20 protein-coding genes and 1 pseudogene are annotated in these 21,770 nt (G+C 64.7%); 4 read left to right on the forward strand and 17 right to left on the reverse strand.

Annotated elements, in window-relative coordinates; translation table 11 throughout:
- Nucleotides 1-148: ATP-binding cassette domain-containing protein (locus ACKODO_RS11270; protein WP_408983572.1), on the reverse strand; the 148-nt coding region annotated here is incomplete at its 3' end.
- Here ACKODO_RS11270 and ACKODO_RS11275 point away from each other — a divergent pair.
- A pseudogene (locus ACKODO_RS11275) lies at nucleotides 149-640 on the forward strand (oligopeptide/dipeptide ABC transporter ATP-binding protein); the annotation flags it as partial.
- A gap of 61 nt (nucleotides 641-701) precedes the next feature.
- Nucleotides 702-953, forward strand: coding sequence for a hypothetical protein (locus ACKODO_RS11280; protein ID WP_408983528.1), 252 nt, complete (start codon nucleotides 702-704; stop codon nucleotides 951-953).
- Nucleotides 954-1,066: 113 nt separating this feature from the next.
- On the opposite strand, the gene ACKODO_RS11285 is transcribed toward ACKODO_RS11280, so the two are convergent.
- From ACKODO_RS11285 to bchF, 16 genes are all read right to left on the reverse strand, one after another.
- Nucleotides 1,067-2,233 (reverse strand): M20 aminoacylase family protein, encoded by a 1,167-nt coding sequence (locus ACKODO_RS11285; protein ID WP_408983529.1) that lies wholly within the window; start codon nucleotides 2,231-2,233, stop codon nucleotides 1,067-1,069.
- A gap of 208 nt (nucleotides 2,234-2,441) precedes the next feature.
- A complete protein-coding gene (locus ACKODO_RS11290; RefSeq protein ID WP_408983530.1) occupies nucleotides 2,442-2,828 on the reverse strand; it encodes a c-type cytochrome in 387 nt (128 codons plus the stop codon).
- A 124-nt stretch (nucleotides 2,829-2,952) separates the two neighbouring features.
- A complete protein-coding gene (hemA, locus tag ACKODO_RS11295) occupies nucleotides 2,953-4,164 on the reverse strand; it encodes a 5-aminolevulinate synthase (RefSeq protein ID WP_408983531.1) in 1,212 nt (403 codons plus the stop codon).
- Between the two features lie 38 nt (nucleotides 4,165-4,202).
- Entirely contained in the window at nucleotides 4,203-5,069 is an 867-nt protein-coding gene (puhE, locus tag ACKODO_RS11300) for a putative photosynthetic complex assembly protein PuhE (protein ID WP_408983532.1), read from the reverse strand.
- Nucleotides 5,070-5,079: 10 nt separating this feature from the next.
- On the reverse strand, nucleotides 5,080-6,162 hold the full coding sequence (gene acsF / locus ACKODO_RS11305) for a magnesium-protoporphyrin IX monomethyl ester (oxidative) cyclase (RefSeq protein WP_408983533.1): 1,083 nt from the start codon (nucleotides 6,160-6,162) through the stop codon (nucleotides 5,080-5,082).
- Entirely contained in the window at nucleotides 6,159-6,503 is a 345-nt protein-coding gene (locus ACKODO_RS11310; protein WP_408983534.1) for a hypothetical protein, read from the reverse strand. The genes acsF and ACKODO_RS11310 overlap by 4 nt, the downstream gene beginning before the upstream one ends.
- 20 nt (nucleotides 6,504-6,523) lie before the next feature.
- Nucleotides 6,524-7,015 carry a photosynthetic complex assembly protein PuhC gene (gene puhC / locus ACKODO_RS11315; RefSeq protein ID WP_408983535.1) on the reverse strand — a complete coding sequence of 164 codons (492 nt, stop codon included), beginning with the start codon at nucleotides 7,013-7,015 and terminating at the stop codon, nucleotides 6,524-6,526.
- A gap of 21 nt (nucleotides 7,016-7,036) precedes the next feature.
- Complete coding sequence (gene puhB, locus ACKODO_RS11320; protein ID WP_408983536.1) at nucleotides 7,037-7,717, reverse strand: photosynthetic complex putative assembly protein PuhB; 681 nt, start codon at nucleotides 7,715-7,717, stop codon at nucleotides 7,037-7,039.
- Nucleotides 7,714-8,490: a photosynthetic reaction center subunit H gene (puhA, locus tag ACKODO_RS11325; RefSeq protein ID WP_408983537.1), complete on the reverse strand. Its 777-nt coding sequence runs from the start codon at nucleotides 8,488-8,490 to the stop codon at nucleotides 7,714-7,716. The genes puhB and puhA overlap by 4 nt, the downstream gene beginning before the upstream one ends.
- Nucleotides 8,491-8,513: 23 nt before the next feature.
- Nucleotides 8,514-9,938, reverse strand: coding sequence for a BCD family MFS transporter (locus ACKODO_RS11330; protein ID WP_408983538.1), 1,425 nt, complete (start codon nucleotides 9,936-9,938; stop codon nucleotides 8,514-8,516).
- Nucleotides 9,935-10,660 carry a magnesium protoporphyrin IX methyltransferase gene (bchM, locus tag ACKODO_RS11335; RefSeq protein ID WP_408983539.1) on the reverse strand — a complete coding sequence of 242 codons (726 nt, stop codon included), beginning with the start codon at nucleotides 10,658-10,660 and terminating at the stop codon, nucleotides 9,935-9,937. Before bchM ends, ACKODO_RS11330 begins: the two co-directional genes overlap by 4 nt.
- Nucleotides 10,660-11,565: a ferredoxin:protochlorophyllide reductase (ATP-dependent) iron-sulfur ATP-binding protein gene (bchL, locus tag ACKODO_RS11340; RefSeq protein WP_408983540.1), complete on the reverse strand. Its 906-nt coding sequence runs from the start codon at nucleotides 11,563-11,565 to the stop codon at nucleotides 10,660-10,662. Before bchL ends, bchM begins: the two co-directional genes overlap by 1 nt.
- Nucleotides 11,562-15,281: a magnesium chelatase subunit H gene (locus ACKODO_RS11345; RefSeq protein WP_408983541.1), complete on the reverse strand. Its 3,720-nt coding sequence runs from the start codon at nucleotides 15,279-15,281 to the stop codon at nucleotides 11,562-11,564. The genes bchL and ACKODO_RS11345 overlap by 4 nt, the downstream gene beginning before the upstream one ends.
- Nucleotides 15,256-16,860: a ferredoxin:protochlorophyllide reductase (ATP-dependent) subunit B gene (gene bchB, locus ACKODO_RS11350; RefSeq protein ID WP_408983542.1), complete on the reverse strand. Its 1,605-nt coding sequence runs from the start codon at nucleotides 16,858-16,860 to the stop codon at nucleotides 15,256-15,258. Before bchB ends, ACKODO_RS11345 begins: the two co-directional genes overlap by 26 nt.
- Nucleotides 16,861-16,862: 2 nt before the next feature.
- Nucleotides 16,863-18,167, reverse strand: coding sequence for a ferredoxin:protochlorophyllide reductase (ATP-dependent) subunit N (locus ACKODO_RS11355; RefSeq protein ID WP_408983543.1), 1,305 nt, complete (start codon nucleotides 18,165-18,167; stop codon nucleotides 16,863-16,865).
- On the reverse strand, nucleotides 18,164-18,703 hold the full coding sequence (gene bchF, locus ACKODO_RS11360) for a 2-vinyl bacteriochlorophyllide hydratase (RefSeq protein WP_408983573.1): 540 nt from the start codon (nucleotides 18,701-18,703) through the stop codon (nucleotides 18,164-18,166). The genes ACKODO_RS11355 and bchF overlap by 4 nt, the downstream gene beginning before the upstream one ends.
- 476 nt (nucleotides 18,704-19,179) lie before the next feature.
- Here bchF and ACKODO_RS11365 point away from each other — a divergent pair, with 476 nt between their 5' ends.
- Together ACKODO_RS11365 and ppsR are read left to right on the forward strand one after the other, a co-directional pair.
- On the forward strand, nucleotides 19,180-20,130 hold the full coding sequence (locus ACKODO_RS11365; RefSeq protein ID WP_408983544.1) for a B12-binding domain-containing protein: 951 nt from the start codon (nucleotides 19,180-19,182) through the stop codon (nucleotides 20,128-20,130).
- Nucleotides 20,131-20,267: 137 nt separating this feature from the next.
- Nucleotides 20,268-21,713, forward strand: a complete 1,446-nt coding sequence (gene ppsR / locus ACKODO_RS11370) for a transcriptional regulator PpsR (protein ID WP_408983545.1) — start codon at nucleotides 20,268-20,270, stop codon at nucleotides 21,711-21,713.
- The last annotated feature ends 57 nt before the right edge of the window (nucleotides 21,714-21,770 follow it).

Raw genomic sequence — 21,770 nt, forward strand, 5'->3', positions numbered from 1 at the left:
GCACGGAAACATCGAGCGCGGAAGTGGGTTCATCGCAAACGATGAATTCGGCGCTGGAGGCGAGCGCCCGGGCAATGGCGATGCGCTGGCGCTGGCCGCCCGAGACTTCGTGCGGGAATTTCTTCCCGTCGTCGGGGTGCAGGCCCACCAGCGCCAGCGCATCGCCATTGCCCGGGCGCTCGCCTCCAGCGCCGAATTCATCGTTTGCGATGAACCCACTTCCGCGCTCGATGTTTCCGTGCAGGCGCAGATCCTGAACCTGATGCGCGATTTGCAGAAGGAATTCGGGCTTACCTCCCTCTTCATCTCGCACAATCTCGCGGTGGTCCGGCACATGGCCGACCGCATCGGCGTGATGTATCTGGGTCGTCTTGTGGAGGTGAGCGACAGCAAGGCGATGTTCCGCGCGCCGCGCCACCCCTATACGCGGATGCTGCTCGATGCCGTGCCCGATCTCGGCATGACTGGCCGCAAGCGGCAGATGGTGGCGGGTGAAATCCCCAACCCCATCAATCCGCCCTCGGGCTGCACCTTCCATCCGCGCTGCCCGCTCGCCAACGAGCGCTGCAGGCACGAGGCTCCGGCGATGATCGACGGCGTGGCCTGCCACGCGGTCGAGGAGGGGCGCAATCAGGCCTGAAGGCGCGAAAGGTGGCGGAAGGCTCTTGAAACGAGGCGGGTCTGCCCCTTATTGCCAGGGCATGTCGATCAATTTTCTTCTCGACCTTCTGGCGCTGCTCACCGCGCTGGCCGCCGCCTATCTCTGGTTTCGTGCGAGCAGCTATCAGGTGCGCCGCGTGAGCAAGAGCGAGGATATCAATTCCCTTGATCTCAACCGCATCGTCACGGCCATCAACCGCACACAGCTGCTGAACCGTCGCGCGGCGCTGGCCACCGCGCTCTCCGCGCTGATCATCGCGCTGAAATTCGCGCATGACATGCTGACGCGCTAGAGCATCCGCCCGCCAAGTGGATAAAGGTTGGCGGGCCGATGCTCTCATTCCTCCTTATCTCACGCATTTTCTTCGACCGGCCGGTATCCAATGGATCGGAAAATGCTTGAGCCTCAGGCTACGGTTCTGCTGCGTGCGATTTCCGCCCAGAACTGGATGCCATGCGGCAGGGCGGAATCGTTGAAATCATAAGCCGGGTGATGCAGGCCCGCCGTATCCCCGTTGCCGATGAACAGGTAGGCGCCCGGCCGGGCCTCCAGCATGTAGGAGAAATCCTCGCCGCCCATCATCGGCGCCACCTCGGCATCGACCGCCGCGGAGCCGAAAAGGCGCTTTGCGATGGTGACAGCCTCGGCAGTTTCGCGCGGGTGATTGATGGTCGCGGGATAGCCGCGTTCATATTTCACGGTCGCAACCGCGCCGAACATCTTCGCGGTGCCCGTGGCGATCTCGGTCAGGCGCTTCTCCGCGAGGTCACGCATGCCGAGTTCCAATGTGCGAACCGTGCCGGTGAGTTCCGCGCGCTGCGGGATGATGTTGAAGGCCGTGCCGGCATGGAACATCGTGGTCGAGACGACGACCGCCTTCAGCGGGTCGGCATTGCGCGAGGCAATCGACTGCAGCGCCGCCACGATATGCGCGCCCACCACCACCGGGTCCACGCCGAGATGCGGCGCGGCCGCATGTGCGCCGCGGCCCTCGATCTGGATGACGAACTGGTCCGCCGCCGCCATGATTGGGCCGGGGCGCACGGCGATGTGGCCCGTTGGAATCCCCGGCATGTTGTGCATGCCGTAGACTTCCCTGATGTTCCAGCGATCCATCAGGCCATCATCGACCATGGCCTTGCCACCGGCGCCACCTTCCTCGGCGGGCTGGAAGATAACCGCCACGGTACCCGCAAAATCTCGTGTCTCGGCGAGGTGCTTCGCCGCGCCCAACAGCATCGCGGTGTGGCCATCATGCCCACAGGCATGCATCTTCCCGGAATTCGTCGAGCGATGCGGGAGGTTGGTCTCTTCCTCGATCGGCAGCGCGTCCATATCCGCGCGCAGGCCGACGACGCGGCCGCCGGGGCCATTCCTGCCGTGGATGATGCCGACGACCCCGGTCTTGCCGATGCCTTCGGTCACCTCGTCGCAGCCGAATTCGCGCAGCTTCGCCGCCACGATTCCGGCTGTGCGATGCACCTCGTAGCCAAGCTCCGGATGCGCGTGGAAATCCCGGCGCCAGCCGGTGACTTCCTCTTGCAGGGCGAGGATGCGCGGATCGATCGACATGGGAACTCCGGGGATTCGAATGCGTGTCTTGAGGCTTTCCTTAAAGCATCTTCCGGCCGCATGGTCACCATTTCATCGCGGGAAATCTCGGCTTCCAGAGGTGTCACCTCGTGAAATTGTAGCGTCAGTTCCATCCTGCCCTTCAAGGCAAAAGCCGCCCGGAATGATCCGGACGGCTCGCCAATAACTGCGTCGCAGCGTGAAGAACTTACTTCTTCTTGCCGGTCGCATCGAATTGCTGGAGGAACGCGATGAGGTTCCCGATCGCGGTCTCGTCCTTGAGGCCGGGATAGACCATCTTGGTGCCCGGGGTCACGCCGCGCGGGTCCTTGATGTAGACCGTGAAATTCTCGACGCTCCAGACCTTGTCGAGAGCCTTGTAGGCGTTCGAGTAGCTGTAGCCCTCGACCGAGCCGGCCTTGCGGCCGAACAGGCCATTCAATTGCGGCCCGACACCGTTCCTCGCGTTTTCGCCGACTTGGTGGCAGGTGCGGCACTGCGCGAAGACGCGCTCACCAGCGGCGGCATCCTGTGCCTGGGCGGCAGCCGGAACGAGCGCAGCGGCGGCGAGAAGGGAGAACAAGGCAATCTTCATGGCATTTCCTCGAGACGATGACAGTGTTGGGTCTGCGACGATGTCTTTACGCCGGTCCGAACCGATTGGATGAGTGCCATCAGCAACCTTAACGGTTGCTGACAGCGATGATGGGCCGTCCCTCTCAGGCGGCACGCTTCAGCCCGATGGTCGACCAGATGGAGGAAAGCGCTTCTGCCAGCCGGGCAATATCCTCGGCTGTGTGCAGCGGGGTCGGAGTGATGCGCAGGCGCTCCGTGCCGCGCGGCACGGTGGGGTAGTTGATCGGCTGCACGTAGATGTCGAACTCGGCGATCAGATCATCGCTGAGACGCTTGCAGAGCGCGGCATCCCCCACCATCACCGGCACGATATGGCTGGGGTTCATCATGTGCGGAATTCCTGCAGCATCGAGTGCCGCGCGAACCTCGCTCACGCGCTGCTGGTGCTGCTGCCGCTCCACATCGCTCGCCTTGAGGTGGCGGATGCTCGCCAGCGCGCCGGCGGCGATGGCCGGGGGCAGGGCGGTGGAGAAGATGAAACCCGAGGCGAAGCTGCGCACGAAATCGCACATCGCCGCCGAGCCGGCGATATAGCCGCCGAGCACACCGAACGCCTTGCCTAGCGTGCCCTCGATCACGTCGAGACGATGCGATTGCGCTTCACGCGCCGCGATGCCCGCCCCGCGCGGGCCATAGAGCCCCACCGAATGCACCTCGTCGATATAGGTGAAGGCGCCGAATTCCTCGCAGACATCGAGCATCGCCGAGACCGGCGCGATGTCGCCATCCATGGAATAGACGCTCTCGAAAAGCACGAATTTCGGCACCTTGCGGTCGAGCCGCGCGAGCTGCCGGCGCAAGTCGTCCGGGTCGTTATGGGCGAAGATGACCTTGGTCGCGCGGCTGTGGCGCATGCCCTCGATCATCGAGGCATGGTTCAGGGCATCCGAGAGGATGACGCAATCCGGGATCTTCGCGGCGATGGTGCTGATCGCCGCCCAGTTCGAGATGTAGCCCGAATTGAAGAGCAGTGCCGCTTCCTTACCATGAAGATCCGCGAGTTCGCGCTCGAGCATCACGTGGTAGTGGTTCGTGCCCGCGATGTTGCGTGTGCCGCCCGCGCCCGCCCCGCATCTGTCGAGCGCTTCCTGCATCGCGGCCACCACATCCGGGTGCTGGCCCATGCCGAGATAATCATTCGAGCACCAGACCGTAACTTCGCGCGCGCCTTTCGGCCCGTGGAAGGTCGCCTTGGGGAAGCGGCCCGCCTGCCTTTCGAGATCGGCAAAGACACGATAGCGCCCTTCCTTCTTCAGAGAGGACAATTCCTGACGGAAGAAATGTTCGAAACTCATGGTCGTGTCCTCCAAAGCGATACTGTTGGCCCGGATTTTCAGGTCCGGCTGGTCTTGATCGGCCCCCCGATGGGCGGGGTGGCGATGGCGGAAGTCAGGGCAAGAGGCTGGGACTTTTCAGATTTGTGAGCGGATGGCTGCACCCGATCCTCGCGCGAACCAAGGCCCCAGGACCATAATTCGCCGAAGGGCAGAGGAATGACCAGGAACCAGTGCTCGAGCACGCCGAGCACCAGAAGGGTGGCGACCATCGCGTAACCCACGCTTTCGAAGCCGCCCGCGGGTGACTGGATCGCCAGATGGATCAGCCAGGCAGCGGCGAGCGTCGAGGCCGTGACCGAGAACGGGAAGAGCAGGTTCATCGGCCGGTGCGCGAAATAAGTCGCGAGATAGGCAAGGTGCTTGGGCAGGAACTGCACCGTGATGTTCGGGACACCAAGGAAGATGTTGAATTTCGTCGAGAGCCGCATCACCCAGAAGACCAGAAAGGTGTAGAGCCCGAAGCGGTTCGCAGCGCCCCATGTCACGAGGGCGATGGCCGCGGCCGAGGCGAGGATGACCAGCTCGTGGTAGATGATGCTCCGCGTGGCCAGGATGAACCGGCGCACGCCATGCACTCCCCCCGGGCAATCCTCGCGGCTGGAACCGGTGATGTGCCCCAGAAGGAAGCTCATCTCGTTCCAGGCCCAGACCGCGAGGGCACCGAAGAAGGCCGTATAGGCCCCCATCGGCGTGGTGTCCTCGCGGGTGAGATAGAGGGCGAAGAGCCCGCACAGCCCGATCAGGCCCGTGATCCCGTTGCTCCAGCGGAAGGTGCAGGCGGGCAGGCCGTTCAAGTACAGCACCGCCCCCGTGGCGAACCACCAGACGAAGATCGTGAGCGCGACCGGAATGAGGAGTTCCAAGTCCCTCTCCTCAATAGCTCGGATGGAGCCGGCTGGTGGCCGGGATCTCGTTCCGCTTCACGGGCAGGAAATACATCCGCGCCAGCGTGGTCGCGACCCCGGCCATGGCCGCGTAGCGCTTCAGCTTGCCGGTGATGCCGCCCTGCTCGTCCGCATCGGCGATGCGCCGGTTCAGCACCAGCAGCTTCTCGAGTCCGCCCCTGAAGGCGGGGTGGTCGATGTCGAGTTCGAGCGGGAAGACCTGCCGCGAAATCTCGCTCGTCACCCGGAACACGCGCATGCCGTATTCCTTGGGGTCGATGCCGAGCGCCTCGTGGAAGGCGGGGCGCGCATGGTCGCGCACATACATGGTCGAGAAGACGGCAAGCAGGAAAAAGCGGATCCAGTACTTGTTGCCACCCTTGAGCAGATGCGGGTTCGCGCGCATCAGCAGCGAGAAGGCCTCGCCATGGCGGAACTCGTCGTTGCACCATTCCTCGAACCATTTGAAGATCGGGTGGATGCGCTTGTCCGGGTTCCGCTCCAGGTGGCGGAAGATGGTGATGTAGCGCGCATAGCCAATCTTTTCAGAGAGATAGGTCGCGTAGTAGATGTATTTTGGCTTGAAATAGGTGTATTTCTTCGATCTTGTGAGAAATCCGAGATCCACCCCGATGCCGAAATCCTTCAACGCATCGTTGATGAAGCCGGCATGGCGGGCCTCGTCGCGGCTCATGTATTTGAAGAGCTCGCAGATATCCTTGTTGGTGCCCCGCTTCTTCATTTCCGCATAGAGCACGCAGCCGGAGAACTCCGCCGTGCAGGAGGAGATGAGGAAGTCGATCATCTCCTTGCGGAGCTGACCGTTGAGGTGGGACATGTCCGAGTTCCACTCCTCATTGCGCGTGAAATGGCCCTTGTTGGGGTCGCTCTTCATCTCGGCCAGCAGCGCATCCCATTCCTCGCGGACCGGGGTCACGTCGATCTTGTCGAGTTCCTCGAAGTCGGTGGTGTAGAAGCGGGGCGTCAGCACCGTGTCGGATTGGGCGATCCGGGTGGCTTCCGTGGTATCGATCGCGGCCGGGCCGCGCACATCCATCGTGGTCGCGCTCATAGCCGGGTCCTTTCAGAGAAGCTGAATTCGAGGAGTTCCATCACTTCGAGGCGGCCTGTGGCGCGCGTCCAGAGCCGCTCCAGCGGGTTTGCACGCACCACGGTCGCGACGCGGCGGATCTCGGCAGTTTCCCCGTAAGGCACCTTCACCGGCGCGCCATGCACGATCACCTCGTCACCGGGATAGATCGGAATGTTGCCGTCCAGCTCCACATGGGCGTGGAGGCTCTCGAAGGTGTGGGATACGTAAATCGTGCATCCCACCTCGAAGCGCCGGCCCTCCGGCAGCGCTCCCATGGTTGGGCCGGCCGCAGCGGGGCCGGGATCGACATGGTTCTGCATGGTCAATTCCCCCTCTGTTGTCAGTTGTTCGCCTGACCGGCGCTGATCGCCGAGCGGGCCGTCGCGAGACCCAGATCCATCAGCCGTGCCATCGCGGCGGAGTGACTGGGGCCGAAACCGTCGAGTTCGATGCGCGAACCGGTGACGGGATCGACAATGGCGTGGCGGGCATCCGGCCGCCGCGCGAGAAGAAAGGGTGCGTTCCGGTCCACGCGCTTCATCGCGCGCTCGCGGTGCAGGCTGCGCAGCACGCCGCGCAGGAAGGTGGAGCCATCGCGGGGAAGGACATCGAGAACGGTGTCATCCGGCAGCCGGCGCACGAGCACCGAACCATCTGGCTGCTCATCGAAGCGGATCATCACCTGGGCCGCATCCGGCGCCCGGCTCACCCGCAATGCACCGGCATCGGTCTGCCGCGCCACGAAGGCGAAAACCATCGTCGAGATCATCAGGCCTGCGGCTCCCAAAAGGAACCAGCGCGGGAAGACCGGATTGTTGCTCGTCGTGCTCATGCTTTCCCCCGAAAGCGCTTCTCAGTGGGCCGGCTCGGCCGCGCCCGGAAGGGCGGGTTCGACCGGTTTCTCATGCGCCCCGGGCCGCGTTGCGAGGTCGGTCAAGACCGCATGGGGTGGAGCCTTCGCGGCGAGCGCGCGGGCGAGAATGCGGGAGACCTCCGCCACATCGGCCAGGGCGCGCAAGCTCGGCTGGGTCTGGCGCAGATGCCAGGGCCGGGCATGCGGCCAGAGCACGAGATAGGCGAGGCGGTTCTCCGCCGAGAGTGCGAGCGAGATATCGCCGGAGCCATCGGAATCCTGCTTCACCGCTGCCGTCTCGATGATCGCGAAAGGCAGGTTGAAGGTGATGGGCAGGGCCATGCCGATCCGCATCACCACGCGTTCGGAGGTGATGGAATAGACGCTCGTCCTGGCGCTGAACCGCGCGATGAGTGCGATCAGCCCGCAGGCGATCAAGGCGGCGATCGTGACGGGGCCGAGGGCGGCCAGAACCGCTTTCGCGGTGCCGTGGGTCCAGGCGGTCGAAAAGGCCGTCCAACCCATCAGCAGCAGGAAATAGGCCGTCACTTCCCTCAGGTGAAAGACCCGCCAGGCCAGGGGGCGCCACGCGGGCGCGCCCTGCCAGAGAAGCCTCTCGCCGGCCGGCAATTCCGCCGGCAGGCCCGGAATGGGCTCGAAGGCGAAATCATCATGGCTCACAGCAGCGGCTCCACACGATCCGGTGTGGCGTAGAGCGTGCCCGCGCCATAATAGCCGCAGATGCGGTCTTCCTCGCGCAGGGTCACGCTGTCCGGCTTCGCGGTGCCGGGAACGCCCTCGAACTGCGCGCCGGTGATCGCCTCGACATGCACCCGGTTCGGGAAGCTCTTCAGCACCGAGAACGTGATGGGGAGCAGGATGCGGCGCTTGCCCGTGGTTTCGACCTCGAGATAGCGCGCGAGATGCTCGGAGCGATCCACCCAGATATCGACCACCGTGCCGCCGGTTGCGCCATCGCAGCCGACGACCGGGAAACCGCGCGGATCAGGATCGCGCGAGGCGGTGGCATAGGTGGTGGCGACCCGCATCGGCACGATGCGCGGGGTGAGCGCGGTGGTCAGATCCGGCTTGTCGGCCCGTTCCGCCCAGGCGCCGGGGCCGATGCCATCGGCGAGCGGGGCTGCGCTGTTCGGCTCGAGCGGCGTGCCGGGCAGGCGCGAGGTGGGCTTGCCTGCGATCGGGCGCGTATCGGCCACGCCATCCGGCACCAGGCGCGTCGTGCCATCGGGAAGTTTGAAGGTCTTCGGAGGCGGGTAGAAGAGCAGGCTCTTCGCCCGGAAACGGCCCGGGTTCGGGCCATCGACTTCGACCGGGTATCCTTCCCGCTGCGCCTCGCGCTGGAGGTAGTAGATCAGCCCGGCAAAAAAGATCCAGAACAGATACAGCGCGATCTGCGCCAGATCGAAGGAGGAGGAGACAGAGGCGGGTTCCATGAGAATGTGCTCCTGGAGTTCAATCAGTTGGGGAATTCGGCCAGCTGGATGCGGGTCGGCGCGGCAGGCTCATCCCGCCGCCAGGCGCGGACCAGTGGACCGAGCGCGACGAGGGTGAGGAAGAGAAGAAGAATTTCAAGGTGATAGATCACGCCATAGGCACTGGATGAGGCAAGAAACGCCTTGCCGAGCTGCCCGGTCGCCCCCAGCATGGCGAGACTGTCGCGCAGCACGCCGCCAAGGCCGATTGCCAGGCCGGCACAGGTGGCCTGCACCGCGCCCCAGGCGCCGAGCGCAAGCCCGGTCTGCTCGCCGGAATCGAGGTTCATCGCGGCAATCAGCGTCGAGACCGAAAAGAGCCCCGCGCCAAAACCGATGGCCACCACGCCTGCGCGGAAGAGCAGCGGTGCGATGAAGGCTCCGGCGAAGATGACCATCGAGAAGCCCAGTACACCCACCAGCACCCCCATCGCCGCGAGGCGGCAGGGGTGCGTGCCCCTGGCCAGCAAACCGGCCGCCAGCGAAAAGGCCGCGAGCGAACCCGCCGCGAGCAGGGCCGTCAGCATGGTAGTGGCGCTCACGGATAGGCCGAGAACTTCCGCGCCATAGGGCTCGAGGATGATGTCCTGCATGTTGAACGCAGCCGTGCCGAGGCCGACGGCCACGAGGAAGCGGCGCGCCTGCGGCTTGTTGGCAAAGCACTTCCAGGCCTCGCCGAATCCCGGGCTCGCCTCGCGCGGCTCGGGCCGGCGGCGGGCTTCCTGTTTCCACAACGCGATGACGTTCAGGACGAGGGTCGCCGCAGCGGCACCTTGCACCGCCTGGATGAGGCGCACCGGGGAAAAGTCGGCGAGCACGAACGAGAACAAATAGCCGCTCACGATCATGCTCAGCAGCAAGACCACATACATCAGCGCGACAACGCGCGGGCGCTGCTCGGTGCTCGCAAGGTCTGTTGCCAGAGCCAGGCCCGCAGTCTGCGTGGTGTGAAGACCCGCGCCGGTCAGCAGGAAGGCAAGCGCCGCGCTGATCTGTCCGACCGCCGGGTGCGCATCATGGTCCGAGCCGAGCAGGAGCAACGCGAAGGGCATGATCGCCAATCCGGCGAATTGCAGCATCGTGCCGGTCCAGACATAAGGCACACGCCGCCAGCCAAAGGCCGAGCGATGCATATCGGACCGGAAGCCGACCAGCGCTCGGAACGGCGCGAAGAGGAAAGGCAAAGCCACCATCAGCGCCACAAGCGAGGCAGACACGCCAAGCTCAACGATCATCACGCGGTTGAGCGTGCCCAGCAGCAGAACCGAGGCCATGCCCACCGAGACCTGAAACAGGGCGAGCCGCAGCAGCCGACCGAGCGGAAGTTCGGCCGAAGCCGCATCCGCAAAAGGCAGCAGGCGCGGATCAATCCGCTTCATCTTCTCGATGAGAAGGCGCTGGACGTTCATGCCTGACGCTCTCCGGGCAGGAGGCGCAGGGCCTCCGAGATGTAGAAGCCGCTCGTGGTGCGGTGCCTTTCAGCCAGGCGCCAGCCGGCGAGGCTGGCTTCGCGCTTCATCGCGCGGGCCAGGCCGGCTGCGCTGACCGGCACGATCGCCGGCGCACGATCCCCGCGCGGGAACAACCGGCCCACGCGATGCATCACGGTGAGCAGCGGCGTCTGCGGCGCGATGGTGATCAGAATCGGGCCCGAAACGCGCGGGGCGAGGGCCGCCAAGGCGCGGGCAATATCGTCGGTTTCGTAATGGATCAGCGAATCCATCGCGACCACCGCATCGAAGCGCCCGAGGGCGGGGTCGAGCATGTCGCCGACCCGGAAATCGATGCGGCCGCCGGTTCCATTCTGGCCGAGATCGCGCGGCAGGCGCTCGGCAGCGAGGTTCACGAGCGTTGCGGAGATGTCGATGGCGACAACCTCAGCGCCGCGCCGCGCAGCTTCCACCGAAAGCGCGCCCGTGCCGCAACCGGCATCGAGAAGGCGCATGCCGGAAAGATCCGCCGGCAGCCAGGAGAGCAGCTTCGCCCGCATGGAATCGCGGCCGGCGCGCACGGTGCGGCGGATGCGGCCCACCGGCGCATCCGAGGTGAGCTTCGCCCAGGCATCAACTGCCGTGCGGTCGAAATAGGTCTCGAGCTCGTCCTTGCGCTTGTGATAGGCGGCGTTTGCCATCATTCATACCCCAGGAAATCGAAGATCTCGCGATCCTTCATGGGTTGCGCGTTGAGCGGCTCGGTGCCCGCCCAGAGGGTTTCGGCGAGCTGCATGTATTCGGCCTTCACAGCCGCGAGCTCGGGCGTGTCATCCATCTCGAACATGGTCGATTTCTTGAGCCGTGAGCGGCGGATGGCATCGACATCGCGGAAATGCGCGAGGCGCTTCAGGCCGGTGGCGGCGGCGAAGCGGTCGATCTCGTCCGTGCCGGCCGAGCGGTTCGCGATGATGCCGCCGACGCGCACATCGTAGTTCTTCGACTTCGCCTTGATGGCCGCCACGATGCGGTTCATCGCGAAGATCGAGTCGAAATCATTCGCGGTGACGATCACCGCACGCTCGGCATGCTGGAGGGGGGCCGCGAAACCGCCGCAGACCACATCGCCCAGCACGTCGAAGATCACCACATCCGTATCGTCGAGAAGGTGGTGCTCCTTGAGGAGCTTCACGGTCTGGCCGACGACATAGCCGCCACAGCCGGTGCCGGCGGGCGGGCCGCCCGCTTCCACGCACATCACACCATTATAGCCCTCGAAGACGAAATCCTCGACGCGCAGCTCTTCGGAATGGAAGTTCACCGTCTCCAGCACGTCGATGACGGTGGGGATGAGGCGCTTCGTGAGCGTGAAGGTCGAATCATGCTTGGGGTCGCAGCCGATCTGCAGCACGCGTTTTCCGAGCCTGGAGAAGGCCACCGAGAGGTTCGACGAGGTTGTGGATTTGCCGATCCCGCCCTTGCCGTAGACGGCAAAGACCTTCGCGGTCTCGATCTGGCTCGAGGGATCGAGATGCACCTGCACGGAGCCCTCGCCATCGCCGGTTGCGCGGTCCTTCAGGGTGGGGTGGCGGTAAAGCGTTGTCATGCGGCAACCTCGGTTCCGATGCCTTCGATGCGGTCTTCCAGATCCTCGCTGGCTTGCAGCAGGGCTTCGGCGGTGGCCGCATCCGGCTTCCAGTATTGGCGTTCATGCGCTTCGATGAGCCGCTTCACGACCTTGCTCGCGGCGACCGGGTTCAGCGCGATCAGGCGTTCGCGCAAGGTTTCGTCGAGCATCAGGGTCTGGGTCATCTGCTTGTAGACCCAGGGCTCCACCTGCCCGGTGGTGGCGGACCAGCCGACGGTGTTGCGCACATGCTCCTCGATCTGCCGCACGCCTTCGTAGCCGTGCTTCAGCATGCCCTCGAACCATTTGGGGTTGAGGATACGCGTGCGCGCTTCCAGCGAGACCTGCTCGCCGAGCGTGCGGACCACCCCCTCGGAGCGGGTCTGATCCCCGATATAGACCGGGATCGTCGTGCCCTTCTCGCGTTGGGCAGCCTTGGAAATGCCGCCGAGCGTGTCGAAATACTGGTCGAGGCTGGTGACCCCGACCTCCAGGCTTTCGAGGTTCTGGTAGGCGAGATCGACGCGGCTGAGCATCCCGGTCAGCAGCTTCGTCTGCGCCTGCGGCGCGCCATCGCGGCCATAGGCGAAGCTCTTGCGGCGGCAATAGGTTTCGGCGAGTTCATCGCCGCTATCCCACTGGCCGTTCTCGACCAGGTGGCTGACATTGGAGCCATAGGCGCCATCGGCATTCGAGAACACGCGCAATGCCGCCGTTTCGAAATCGCAAGCCTGCTCGCGCTGGTAGGCGAGCGTGTTCCGGCGCAGGAAGTTCATGGCTTCCGGCTCATCCGCGCCGGCCGCGAGAAAGCAGGCTTCGGCCAGAAGCTTGGTCTGCAGCGGCAGCAGGTCGCGGAAGATGCCGGAGAGCGTCAGCACCACATCGATGCGCGGGCGGCCAAGTTCGGCGAGCGGCACGAGTTTCGCGCCGGTGAGGCGACCGTAATGGTCGAAGCGTGGTTCCGCGCCGATCAGCGCCATGGCCTGCGCGATGGGGCCGCCTTCGGTTTTCACGTTATCCGCGCCCCAGAGCACCATCGCGACCTTTTCGGGCGCGGCATGGCCGTCGCTCGCGTGGCGCGCGAGCAGTTTCGCGGCCTGCCGGCGGCCATCGGCCATCGCGAAGGCCGAGGGGATGCGGAAGGGATCGAAACTGTGCATGTTCCGCCCCGTGGGCAGAACGGCCGGGCTTCTGAGCACATCGCCGCCCTGCGCCGGGGGGGTGAAGCCGCCATCGAGCGCGTGCAGGATGGCCGGGAGTTCGTGATCGTCTTCCAGCAGCCGATCCATGTCCGAAAGCTTCCTGGCGAGCGCGGCATCGATGACAGCAGGCAGGGGCTTGCGGTCGATGATCGCTTCCACCGCTTCGCGATCGAGCCGCGCACCATGGCCGGCATCGGCCACCGCGAGCAGCATATCGGCGCGTTCGGCCCGGCTCAGCGGCTCGCCGACCACATGAAGCCCGTGCGGGATCAACGTGTATTCGAGTTCCAGCACGGCATGCGTGAGCCTGCCGATTTCGCTTTCGGCCGCAGCGCCCCAGGCGGGTTCTGCCGCAGCGAGATCGACCGCCGCGGCCTGCGCCTGGATCAGCGTCGCGAGCGTCTCGCGTTCCTCGCCGCCGGTGTTGAGCGACCGCCAGCGATCAAGCGAGGCCTTCAGCTCCAGCAATCCGCGATAAAGCCCGGCATGCGCGACTGGCGGGGTGAGATAGGTGATCAGCGTCGCCGCCGAACGGCGCTTCGCGATCGAGCCCTCGGAGGGGTTGTTCGAGGCGTAGAGATAGACATTCGGGATGTCGCCGATGAGGCGATCCGACCAGGAGGAACCCGAAAGCCCCACCTGCTTGCCGGGCATGAATTCCAAGGCGCCGTGCGTGCCGAAATGGAGATAAGCCTGCGCGCCGAAATCCTCGCGCATCCAGCGATAGAAGGCCGAGAAGGCGTGGGTTGGCGCGAAGCTCTTCTCGAACAGAAGCCGCATCGGGTCGCCCTCGTAGCCGAAGGCGGGCTGGATGCCGACGAAGATATTCCCGAACTGCGCGCCGAGCACGAAGATGTTGCCGCCATCGGTCTGGTGCTTGCCGGGGGCGGGGCCCCAGGCGCGCTCGATCTCGGCAAGCCAGCGCTCGCGCCGCACGTGGTCGGAAGCGGGAATGCGGGCATGGACATTGGCATGCGCGCCATAGATCGCGGCATTGCCCTCGGTGAGGGCCTTGCGAAGGTGATCCACCGACGGCGGAACTTCCACCGTGTAGCCCGCCTGACGGAGGGCTCCAAGCGTGCGGTGGAGCGATTCAAACACGGCGAGATAGGCGGCAGAGCCGGTCGAACCCGCATTGGGCGGGAAGTTGAAGATCACGAGGCCCAGCTTGCGCTTCGCGCGCTCGGCGCGGCGCAGGCACACCAGGCGGTCGATGCGCGCCGCCAGCATGTCGATGCGCTCGGGGCAGCCGACCATGGCGCGCAGGTCGCGATCCGCTTCGAACACGCAGCGGCGATGGCAGCCGGCGCAGGTGGCGCCCCCCGCTTCCACGCGCCCGCCGAACACCATCGAGCCCGTCGCGCCATCGAGTTCGGGAATCGCGACCATGATGGTCGCCTCCACCGGCATCAAGCCGCGATCCGAGCCGCCCCATTCCTGCAGCGACTGGAACTCCACGGCATGGGCCGCGATATAGGGAACATCGAGCTGTTTCAGCACGGTTTCCGCCGCTGCGGCATCATTATAGGCCGGGCCGCCCACCAGCGAGAAACCGGTGAGCGAGACCAGCGCATCGATCGCCGGAGCGCCGTTCTTCAGGAAGAATTTCTCGATCGCCGGGCGTGCATCGAGCCCGCTCGCGAAAGCCGGGATGACGCGATAGCCGCGTGCCTCGATGGCCGCGATGGCGGCATCGTAATGCGCGGTGTTTCCCGCGAGCAGGTAGCTGCGCATCAGCAGCACGCCAACCGTGCCGCGGATGTTGTCGTTCTTCGGAAGCCCTGCATCGGCTTCCTGCATCCGGCCCTTCATCGCCGGGTGATAGACGCCGGTCTCCGGGTATTCGACCGGGTTTTCGGCTTTCAGGGTGCCGCGATAGACCGCTCGCGGCCCCGCCGCATAGCGGTTCACCAGGTAGCGGACCATGTTGAGGAAATTCTCGTCCGAGCCCGCGAGCCAATATTGAAGGCTCAGGAAATAGGCGCGCACATCCTGCGCGGTGCCGGGAATGAAGCGGAGGATCTGCGGCAGCCGGCGCAGCATCTTCAGCTGGCTCGCGCCGGCATTGCCGCCGGGCTTCGCATTGCCGCGCAGCTTCTTCAGCAGGGCGGTGAAGCCGGTGGCCGGCTGGCTCATGTCATAGGCGCCCATGCGGGTGAGCTTCGTCACCTCGGGCGCCGAGAGGCAGCAGATCATCGCATCGCAGTTTGCCCGGCGGGCCTGAAGGGCGGCGAGGATCGGCGTGTATTGGTCTTCCATGAAGAGCATGGACGCGACAAGGATATCCGCCTCGCGGATCGCCGCATTCGCCGCTTCCAGCGCCGCGGGCGAGCGGCCCCAATCCGCCGCGGAATGCACGCCGAGGATGAGACCGGGGATTTCCCGCTTCAGTTGCGGGCGCATGCGCGCCATCGTGCCGGTCAGGTGATCGTCCATCGTGACGATCACGACCCGGATCGGGGTGGCCTCAACGCCCGAAATGCGCTTTGGCATCATAGAGCGTCTCCACGGTGATGGTGCGAATGGCGCGTTCGCGCGCAAAAGCCTCGGTGTTCCGGCGCGCTTTCCCGCGCACGAAGAAGGGAATTTTCTTCAGTTCCTTTTCCGCCTCCGCCGCCCAGACCGGCTCCCCGGCTGGCAATTCGGCGACAGCCAGATCCGCTTCGGGAGCCGCCACCGCCGCGGCGAGCGGCTCGGTCGCGCGCTCGCGGGCAGGCGCATGCGAGCCGTGGCCGAGATGGCTCGAGCCCGCGCCGTCATGGAACTCGAAATCATCGCGGAACATGCCGAGGAGGTGCTCCTCAAGGCCCATCATCAGCGGGTGAACCCAGGTGTCGAAGATCACATCCGCGCCGTCGAAGCCCATCTGCGGAGCATAGCGGGCGGGGAAATCCTGCACATGCACGGGCGCGGAGATCACCGCGCAGGGAATGCGCAGGCGTTTGGCGATATGCCGCTCCATCTGCGAACCCAGCACGAGTTCGGGCTGCAATTCGGCGATCTTGGCTTCCACCTCGAGGTAATCATCGGTGATCAGCGCCTCAAGGCCGAGGCGGGTCGCCATCTGGCGGATATCGCGGGCGAATTCGCGGGAATAGGTGCCGAGGCCCACGACATCGAAGCCAAGTTCCTCCTTGCAGATCCGGGCTGCCGCGAGGGCATGGGTCGCATCACCGAAGATGAAGACGCGCTTGCCCGTGAGATAGGTCGAATCGACCGAGCGCGAATACCAGGGCAAGCGCCCCGGCTGCTCGGCGAGGAAGGGCGCGGGGTCGATGCCGGCGCAGCGCGCGACCTCGACGATGAAATCGCGGGTGGCACCCACGCCGATCGGCACGGCGGTGACCATCGGCTGGTTGAAACTCCGCTTCAGCCATTGCGCGGCCTGGCCGGCGATTTCCGGGTAGAGCACGATGTTGAAATCGGCCTCGCCCAAGGTCGCGAGATCGGCGGGTGTCGCCTCCCAAGGGGCCACGACGTGGATTTCCACGCCCATCCGCTCGAGGATTTGGCTCACGGCGAGAAGATCGTCGCGGTGGCGGAAGCCGACGGCGGCCGGGCCGAGAAGGTTGCAGCGCGCGGGCTCGCCGGCGCGGCGTGGCGCGCGGATCGAACCCGGTTGCGGCGCATGCGGGCCAGCCAGTGCGCGCACGAGCTGGTAGAAGGTTTCGGCCGCGCCCCAGTTCTCCTTCTTCTGGTAGCTCGGAAGCTCCAGAGGAATGACCGGAAGCGGCAGGCCCAGGGCGCGCGCCAGACCTGCGGGATCATCCTGGATGAGTTCGCCGGTGCAGGAGGCGCCCACGATCATCGCCTGCGGCTTGAAACGCTCATAGGCATCCGAGCAGGCGGTCTGGAAGAGATCCGCCGTGTCGCCGCCGAGGTCACGCGCCTGAAAAGTGGTGTAGGTGACCGGCGGACGGCGGTTGCGCCGCTCGATCATCGTGAAAAGCAGGTCGGCATAGGTGTCTCCCTGGGGCGCATGCAACACGTAATGCAGGCCGCGCATCGCGGTGGCGATCCGCATCGCGCCGACATGGGGAGGTCCCTCATAGGTCCAGACGGTGAGATGCATGGCTACATCTCCAGCCGGGCGCGACGCACGAGCGGCCGCGCGAAGAGTTCGGCGAGGTCACCCGCCTGCTCGAAACCCTGGATGGGCGTGAAGACGAGTTCGATCGCCCATTTCGTGGTGATGCCCTCGGCTTCGAGCGGATTGGCGAGGCCGAGGCCGCAGACCACGAGATCGGGATCGGATTTCCGGCAGCGATCGAGCTGGCGATCGACATCCTGCCCTTCGCTGAGCTGCGTGCCCTCGGGCAGCAGCGCGAGATCGGCTGCAAGATGCTGGCGATGGAGGTAGGGCGTGCCGACCTCGATGAGGTTCATCCCGAGTTCGTTCGCGAGGAACCGCGCGATCGGGATTTCCAGCTGGCTATCCGTGAAGAAGAAGATGCGCCGCCCGGCAAGCGTGTCGCGATAACGCGAGACGGCGCGGTTGGCGCGTTCCATCGGTGCCCGCGTGACATTCTCGAGCGTGAGAGGAGAAACGCCATGGGACTTCGCGACGGCCTCAAGCCAGCCGAACATGCCATGAGCGCCGAGCGGGAAGGGTGCCTCGATGCGTTTGGCCCCGCGCTGTTCCAGCTTCATCGCCGTATCGGTCAGGAAGGGCTGAACGAGGATGTAGCGCGTGGATGGCCCGAGAGCCGGCATCTCGTGCGCGCGGCGCGCGGGAAGGAAGGTGACCTTCTCGATGCCCATCGCGGCCAGAAGGCGCCGGAACTGATCCTCCACGGCATCGGCCAGCACGCCGACGACCATCAGTGAGGCCTCACCGGCCGGCGCTTCCGGCAGGGTGGGAACGAGGGCGGCCAGGCAGGCATCCTCGCCTTGCGTGAAGGTGGTCTCGATGCCCGAGCCGGAATAGTTCAGCACGCGCACGGCCGGATGCATCTGTTCCGAGAGCCGGCGTGCCGCGCGGCTCAGATCGAGCTTGATCACTTCCGAGGGGCAGGAGCCCACGAGGAAGAGCAGCCTGATATCCGGGCGGCGTTCGAGGAGCCGCATCACCACGCGGTCGAGCTCCTCATTCGCATCGGCGAGGCCGGCGAGATCGCGGTCATCGATGATCGCCGTTGCGAAGCGCGGCTCGGCGAAGATCATCACGCCGGCGGCGGATTGCATCAGGTGCGCGCAGGTGCGCGATCCGACGATCAGGAAGAAGGCATCCTGGATTTTCCGATGCAGCCACATGATGCCGGTCAGGCCGCAGAACACTTCGCGCTGGCCGCGTTCGCGCAGCACCGGGGGGGTGGTGCAGCCTGCCTTCGTTGAGCCCTGCGCCGGGATCGCCAGGGAATCCAGCTGTCCACGAATCATGACATCACCTCGAAACCCTCGGAGGTGAGTTCGGGCTCGCTCTCGGCCTGCAGCCGCGCGGCGCGCAACTTCAGCAGGAACTGCGCGGCGTTCACCACATAAGTGGCGTAGGCGGCAAGCGCGATGCCCATCTGAACCTGCGGCCCGGCAAGGTTGCCCAGAACCACCACCAGATAGGCCGTGTGCAAGGCGATCACCACGAAACTCACCATGTCTTCCCAATAGAAGGCGGGTGCCAGAAGATAGCGGCCGAACACCGCATGCTCCCAAAGCGAGCCGGTGACCATGATCAGGTAAAGAACAAGCGTTTTCAGGATGATCGAGAGGGTGGCCGCCTCATAGCCCGCGCCCGTCAGCAGGTAGCGGAGCACGAGCGCAAGGCTCACGAGAAACACGAGGAACTGCACCGGCGCGAGAATGCCCTGCACCAGGGTCCAGCCGGTCGAATCCCGCCGCCGCCGTTCTTCCGGCGTGTAGAGCGGCTTCGCGACCTTCCGGCCCTGTTGCGCGCCGCCTGACATCTTGCGGATGGTCATCGACTGGCCCATTCCGCCCTCCCGGCTGAGGCGCGGCCTCAATGCCTGCGCCTTGTTTTCAAACCTTCGCGCGGCTTTCCCGATATGTCAATAAAACTAGACACAGAAATTGTAGTGAGCTGTCACGATGATTTTTCGGACGGGGTGTTGCGCGATTTTTGCGACGGTTCACGGGTTGCGCTTCGATCATTCAGAGGTTGCGCTTCGATCATTCAGAGCAAGCGGTTCCGGATCATCCGCGCGTCTGGATGGAAAATTGCGGCAACACGCCGCATTCACAAATTTATCGCGCTGCAACCCAAGAAAAATGTTCACTTATTGTAACGGGTGTCGAATTTCATTGCGGCGGGGTCGGAAAGGTGATCTTTTTGCTCGCCAGTGAGAGCTCCTTTGACAAAACCTCCGTCTGCGACATAACGTCTCAAATGTGGGTTCCTTGATGCGCATCAAGATGTTCGATTGCTCGCAGTGCGGAAATGTCCATTTCCAATTACACCTCGGGGGAGGGCGTGATGGGTAGCGGGTATGATGACGGATTGAAAGGACCCGATGTTCTGGATGGCATCGAAGGCTCTTTCTGCCGCTATGCGCCAAGTTTCGAGACGCTGCAGGACTATGCTTCCGGACGAGGCTCTCATGGCGGTCGCGCACCCTCCTCGCAGGCCCTGATCGAGCGTACGGTCGAGGCCTCCGTGCTCACGACCTTGCTGCGCCGGCATGGCATTCTGCACCCGCCCGGCAACCATGCGGGCCCGGCGCAAAGTCTTTCTGCGCAACCCGGGCCCGTCGATATGGAACGGTTCTCGGCCATGCTGGTGGCGGGCGATGGTCGCGGGGCTGTCGAATGGCTGGCACCGTGGCGTCACCGGTCGGGACAGCTGGATGATCGCATGGCGGGCCTTCTGTCGCAGGCCGCCCGGCAGCTTGGAAGTGCCTGGGAAGATGACAGTCTTTCCTTCGCTGAGGTCTCGCTGGGGGTTGTCACACTGCAGCGCGTTCTGCGCGAATTCGCACCTCCTCCCCACGCGCTGCCGCTGGTTGCCCGGCGCATGTTGCTGGCGCCCATGCCGGGCGAGGTGCATTGTTTCGGCCTGAAGATGCTCGGCATCCGGTTCCAGCAGGCGGGCTGGGATTGCCAGACTGAATCGCAATTGTCCGAAGAGGCCCTGCTTTGCCGCGTGGGCGAGCAGCGCTATGACGTGGTTGGCCTCTCCACCCAATGTGCCGAGGACGAGGATCGTGCGGCCGGATTGATCATTCGGATCAGGCAGGCGTCCTGCGAACCGAGGGTCAGGGTCCTGCTCGGCGGTGCGCGTTTTGCGGGCCGGCCGGGGGTTGCGCTGGCGCTTGGCGCGGACCTCGCACCGGTGCCTTTCGAGGAACTTTCGGAGGCTCTCGACCGTTTGATACCGGCTGACGGGGCCTGAACCCGGCTCGATGGTGGCGAATATCGTTCCGGCATTGATCCGGTCTTGTATGGCACGGACCTTGTTTGTAACGACTGCCAAGGCCAAATCACGAAACATGATGCTGTCCGCCCAAGACCCCAACGAGCACAAGAGCAATGGAAGATCAGGTCTCGGTTCAAAATGGTTCTGGCGGCATTCCCGGATGGGCCGGGGACGTCACCCCTGATTCAGCGGAACGGCTGGTCGCCTCCCTGTCTGACATCGCCATCGTGGTGGATGGCTCGGGCGTGATCCATGATGTGGTGACCAACGACAGCGAATTGGCGCGGGAAGTGGGGCAGGGCTGGCGCGGTCGGCCCTGGATCGAGATCGTCACGCCGGAGAGCCGCGCGAAGGTCGAGGATCTCATCGGGCGGGCGCTCAAGGGCAGCCCCACCCAGGCTCGCGAGATCAATCATCCGACTGACAAGGGCATTGATCTTCCGATCCGCTATTCGGCGGTCGCGCTTGGGCGAACGGGCCGAATCATCGCGGTGGGGCGGGATTTGCGGCGGCTTTCGGCGCTGCAGCGCAAGCTTGTCGAAACGCAGGACGTTCTTGAGCGCGATTATACCCGCTATCGCGCCGCGGAAACCCGCTATCGCATGCTCTTCCATGTGACGACCGATCCGGTCCTGATCGTGGATGGCGCGACACTTCGCATCACGGACGCCAATCCGGCCGCGATCCAGCAACTGGCACCCGTCTCCGACCGGCTCGTGAACCGTACCGTGCTCTCGTGCTTCGATTATGACAGCGGGCAACTCCTCGAATCGGCGCTGAAGACCGCGCGCCGCACGGGCACGGTGCCGAATATCGAGGCGCGGCTTGCCAATTCCGGCGCCGCCTTCGCCGTCAGCGTGGCGGTGTTCCGGCAGGAGCAGGAAGTCTCCTTCCTGCTGCAGATGCTGCCGGCGGAGAGCGCCCATGTGGTGCAGGCCAGTGGTGCGGCGCAGGATGTCGCGCGCGTCGTGGAGCATTTGCCGCTCGCCTTCGTGGTCATCGACGAGGAATGGCGCGTCACGGAAGCCAACGAGGCGTTCCTTGAACTGGTGCATCTCGCTTCCAAGGAGCAGATCCTCGGGCAGGCAATCGGCAAGTGGCTGGGGCGGCCGGGCGTGGATATGGAATTGCTGATGGCGCGGCTGCGGGAAAGCCAGAGCGTACGCAGCTTCCCGACCATCTTGCGTGGGTCCTTTGGCGGCTCCGAGGATATCGAGGTCACGGCGGTCTCGACCCTTTCGGGCCAATCGCAGATCTATGGCCTTCTGATGTCCCGGGCGCTGCTGCAGCCTGCGGCCGCGATGCGCGAGCCAAATCCCTACACATCCGTGGATCAGGTGACGGAGCTTGTCGGCCGCGTTTCGCTGAAGGACATGGTGCGCGAATCCGCCGACATCATCGAGAAGCTCTGCATCGAGGCGGCGCTGAAGCGTTCGGGCGACAATCGTGCCGCCGCCGCGCAGATGCTGGGTCTGAGCCGCCAGAGCTTCTATGCGAAGATGCGCCGTCATGGTCTTGGCAATCTCGGCGGCCTGGAGGATGACGAGAATGATGCGTGAGGCATCACGGCTCGCCCTTGAGGATCGTCAATCAAAATTGACACTTGAGTAAAATAA

It is taken from the genome of Rhabdaerophilum sp. (assembly GCF_046092605.1).
Lineage (GTDB): Bacteria > Pseudomonadota > Alphaproteobacteria > Rhizobiales > Beijerinckiaceae > Rhabdaerophilum.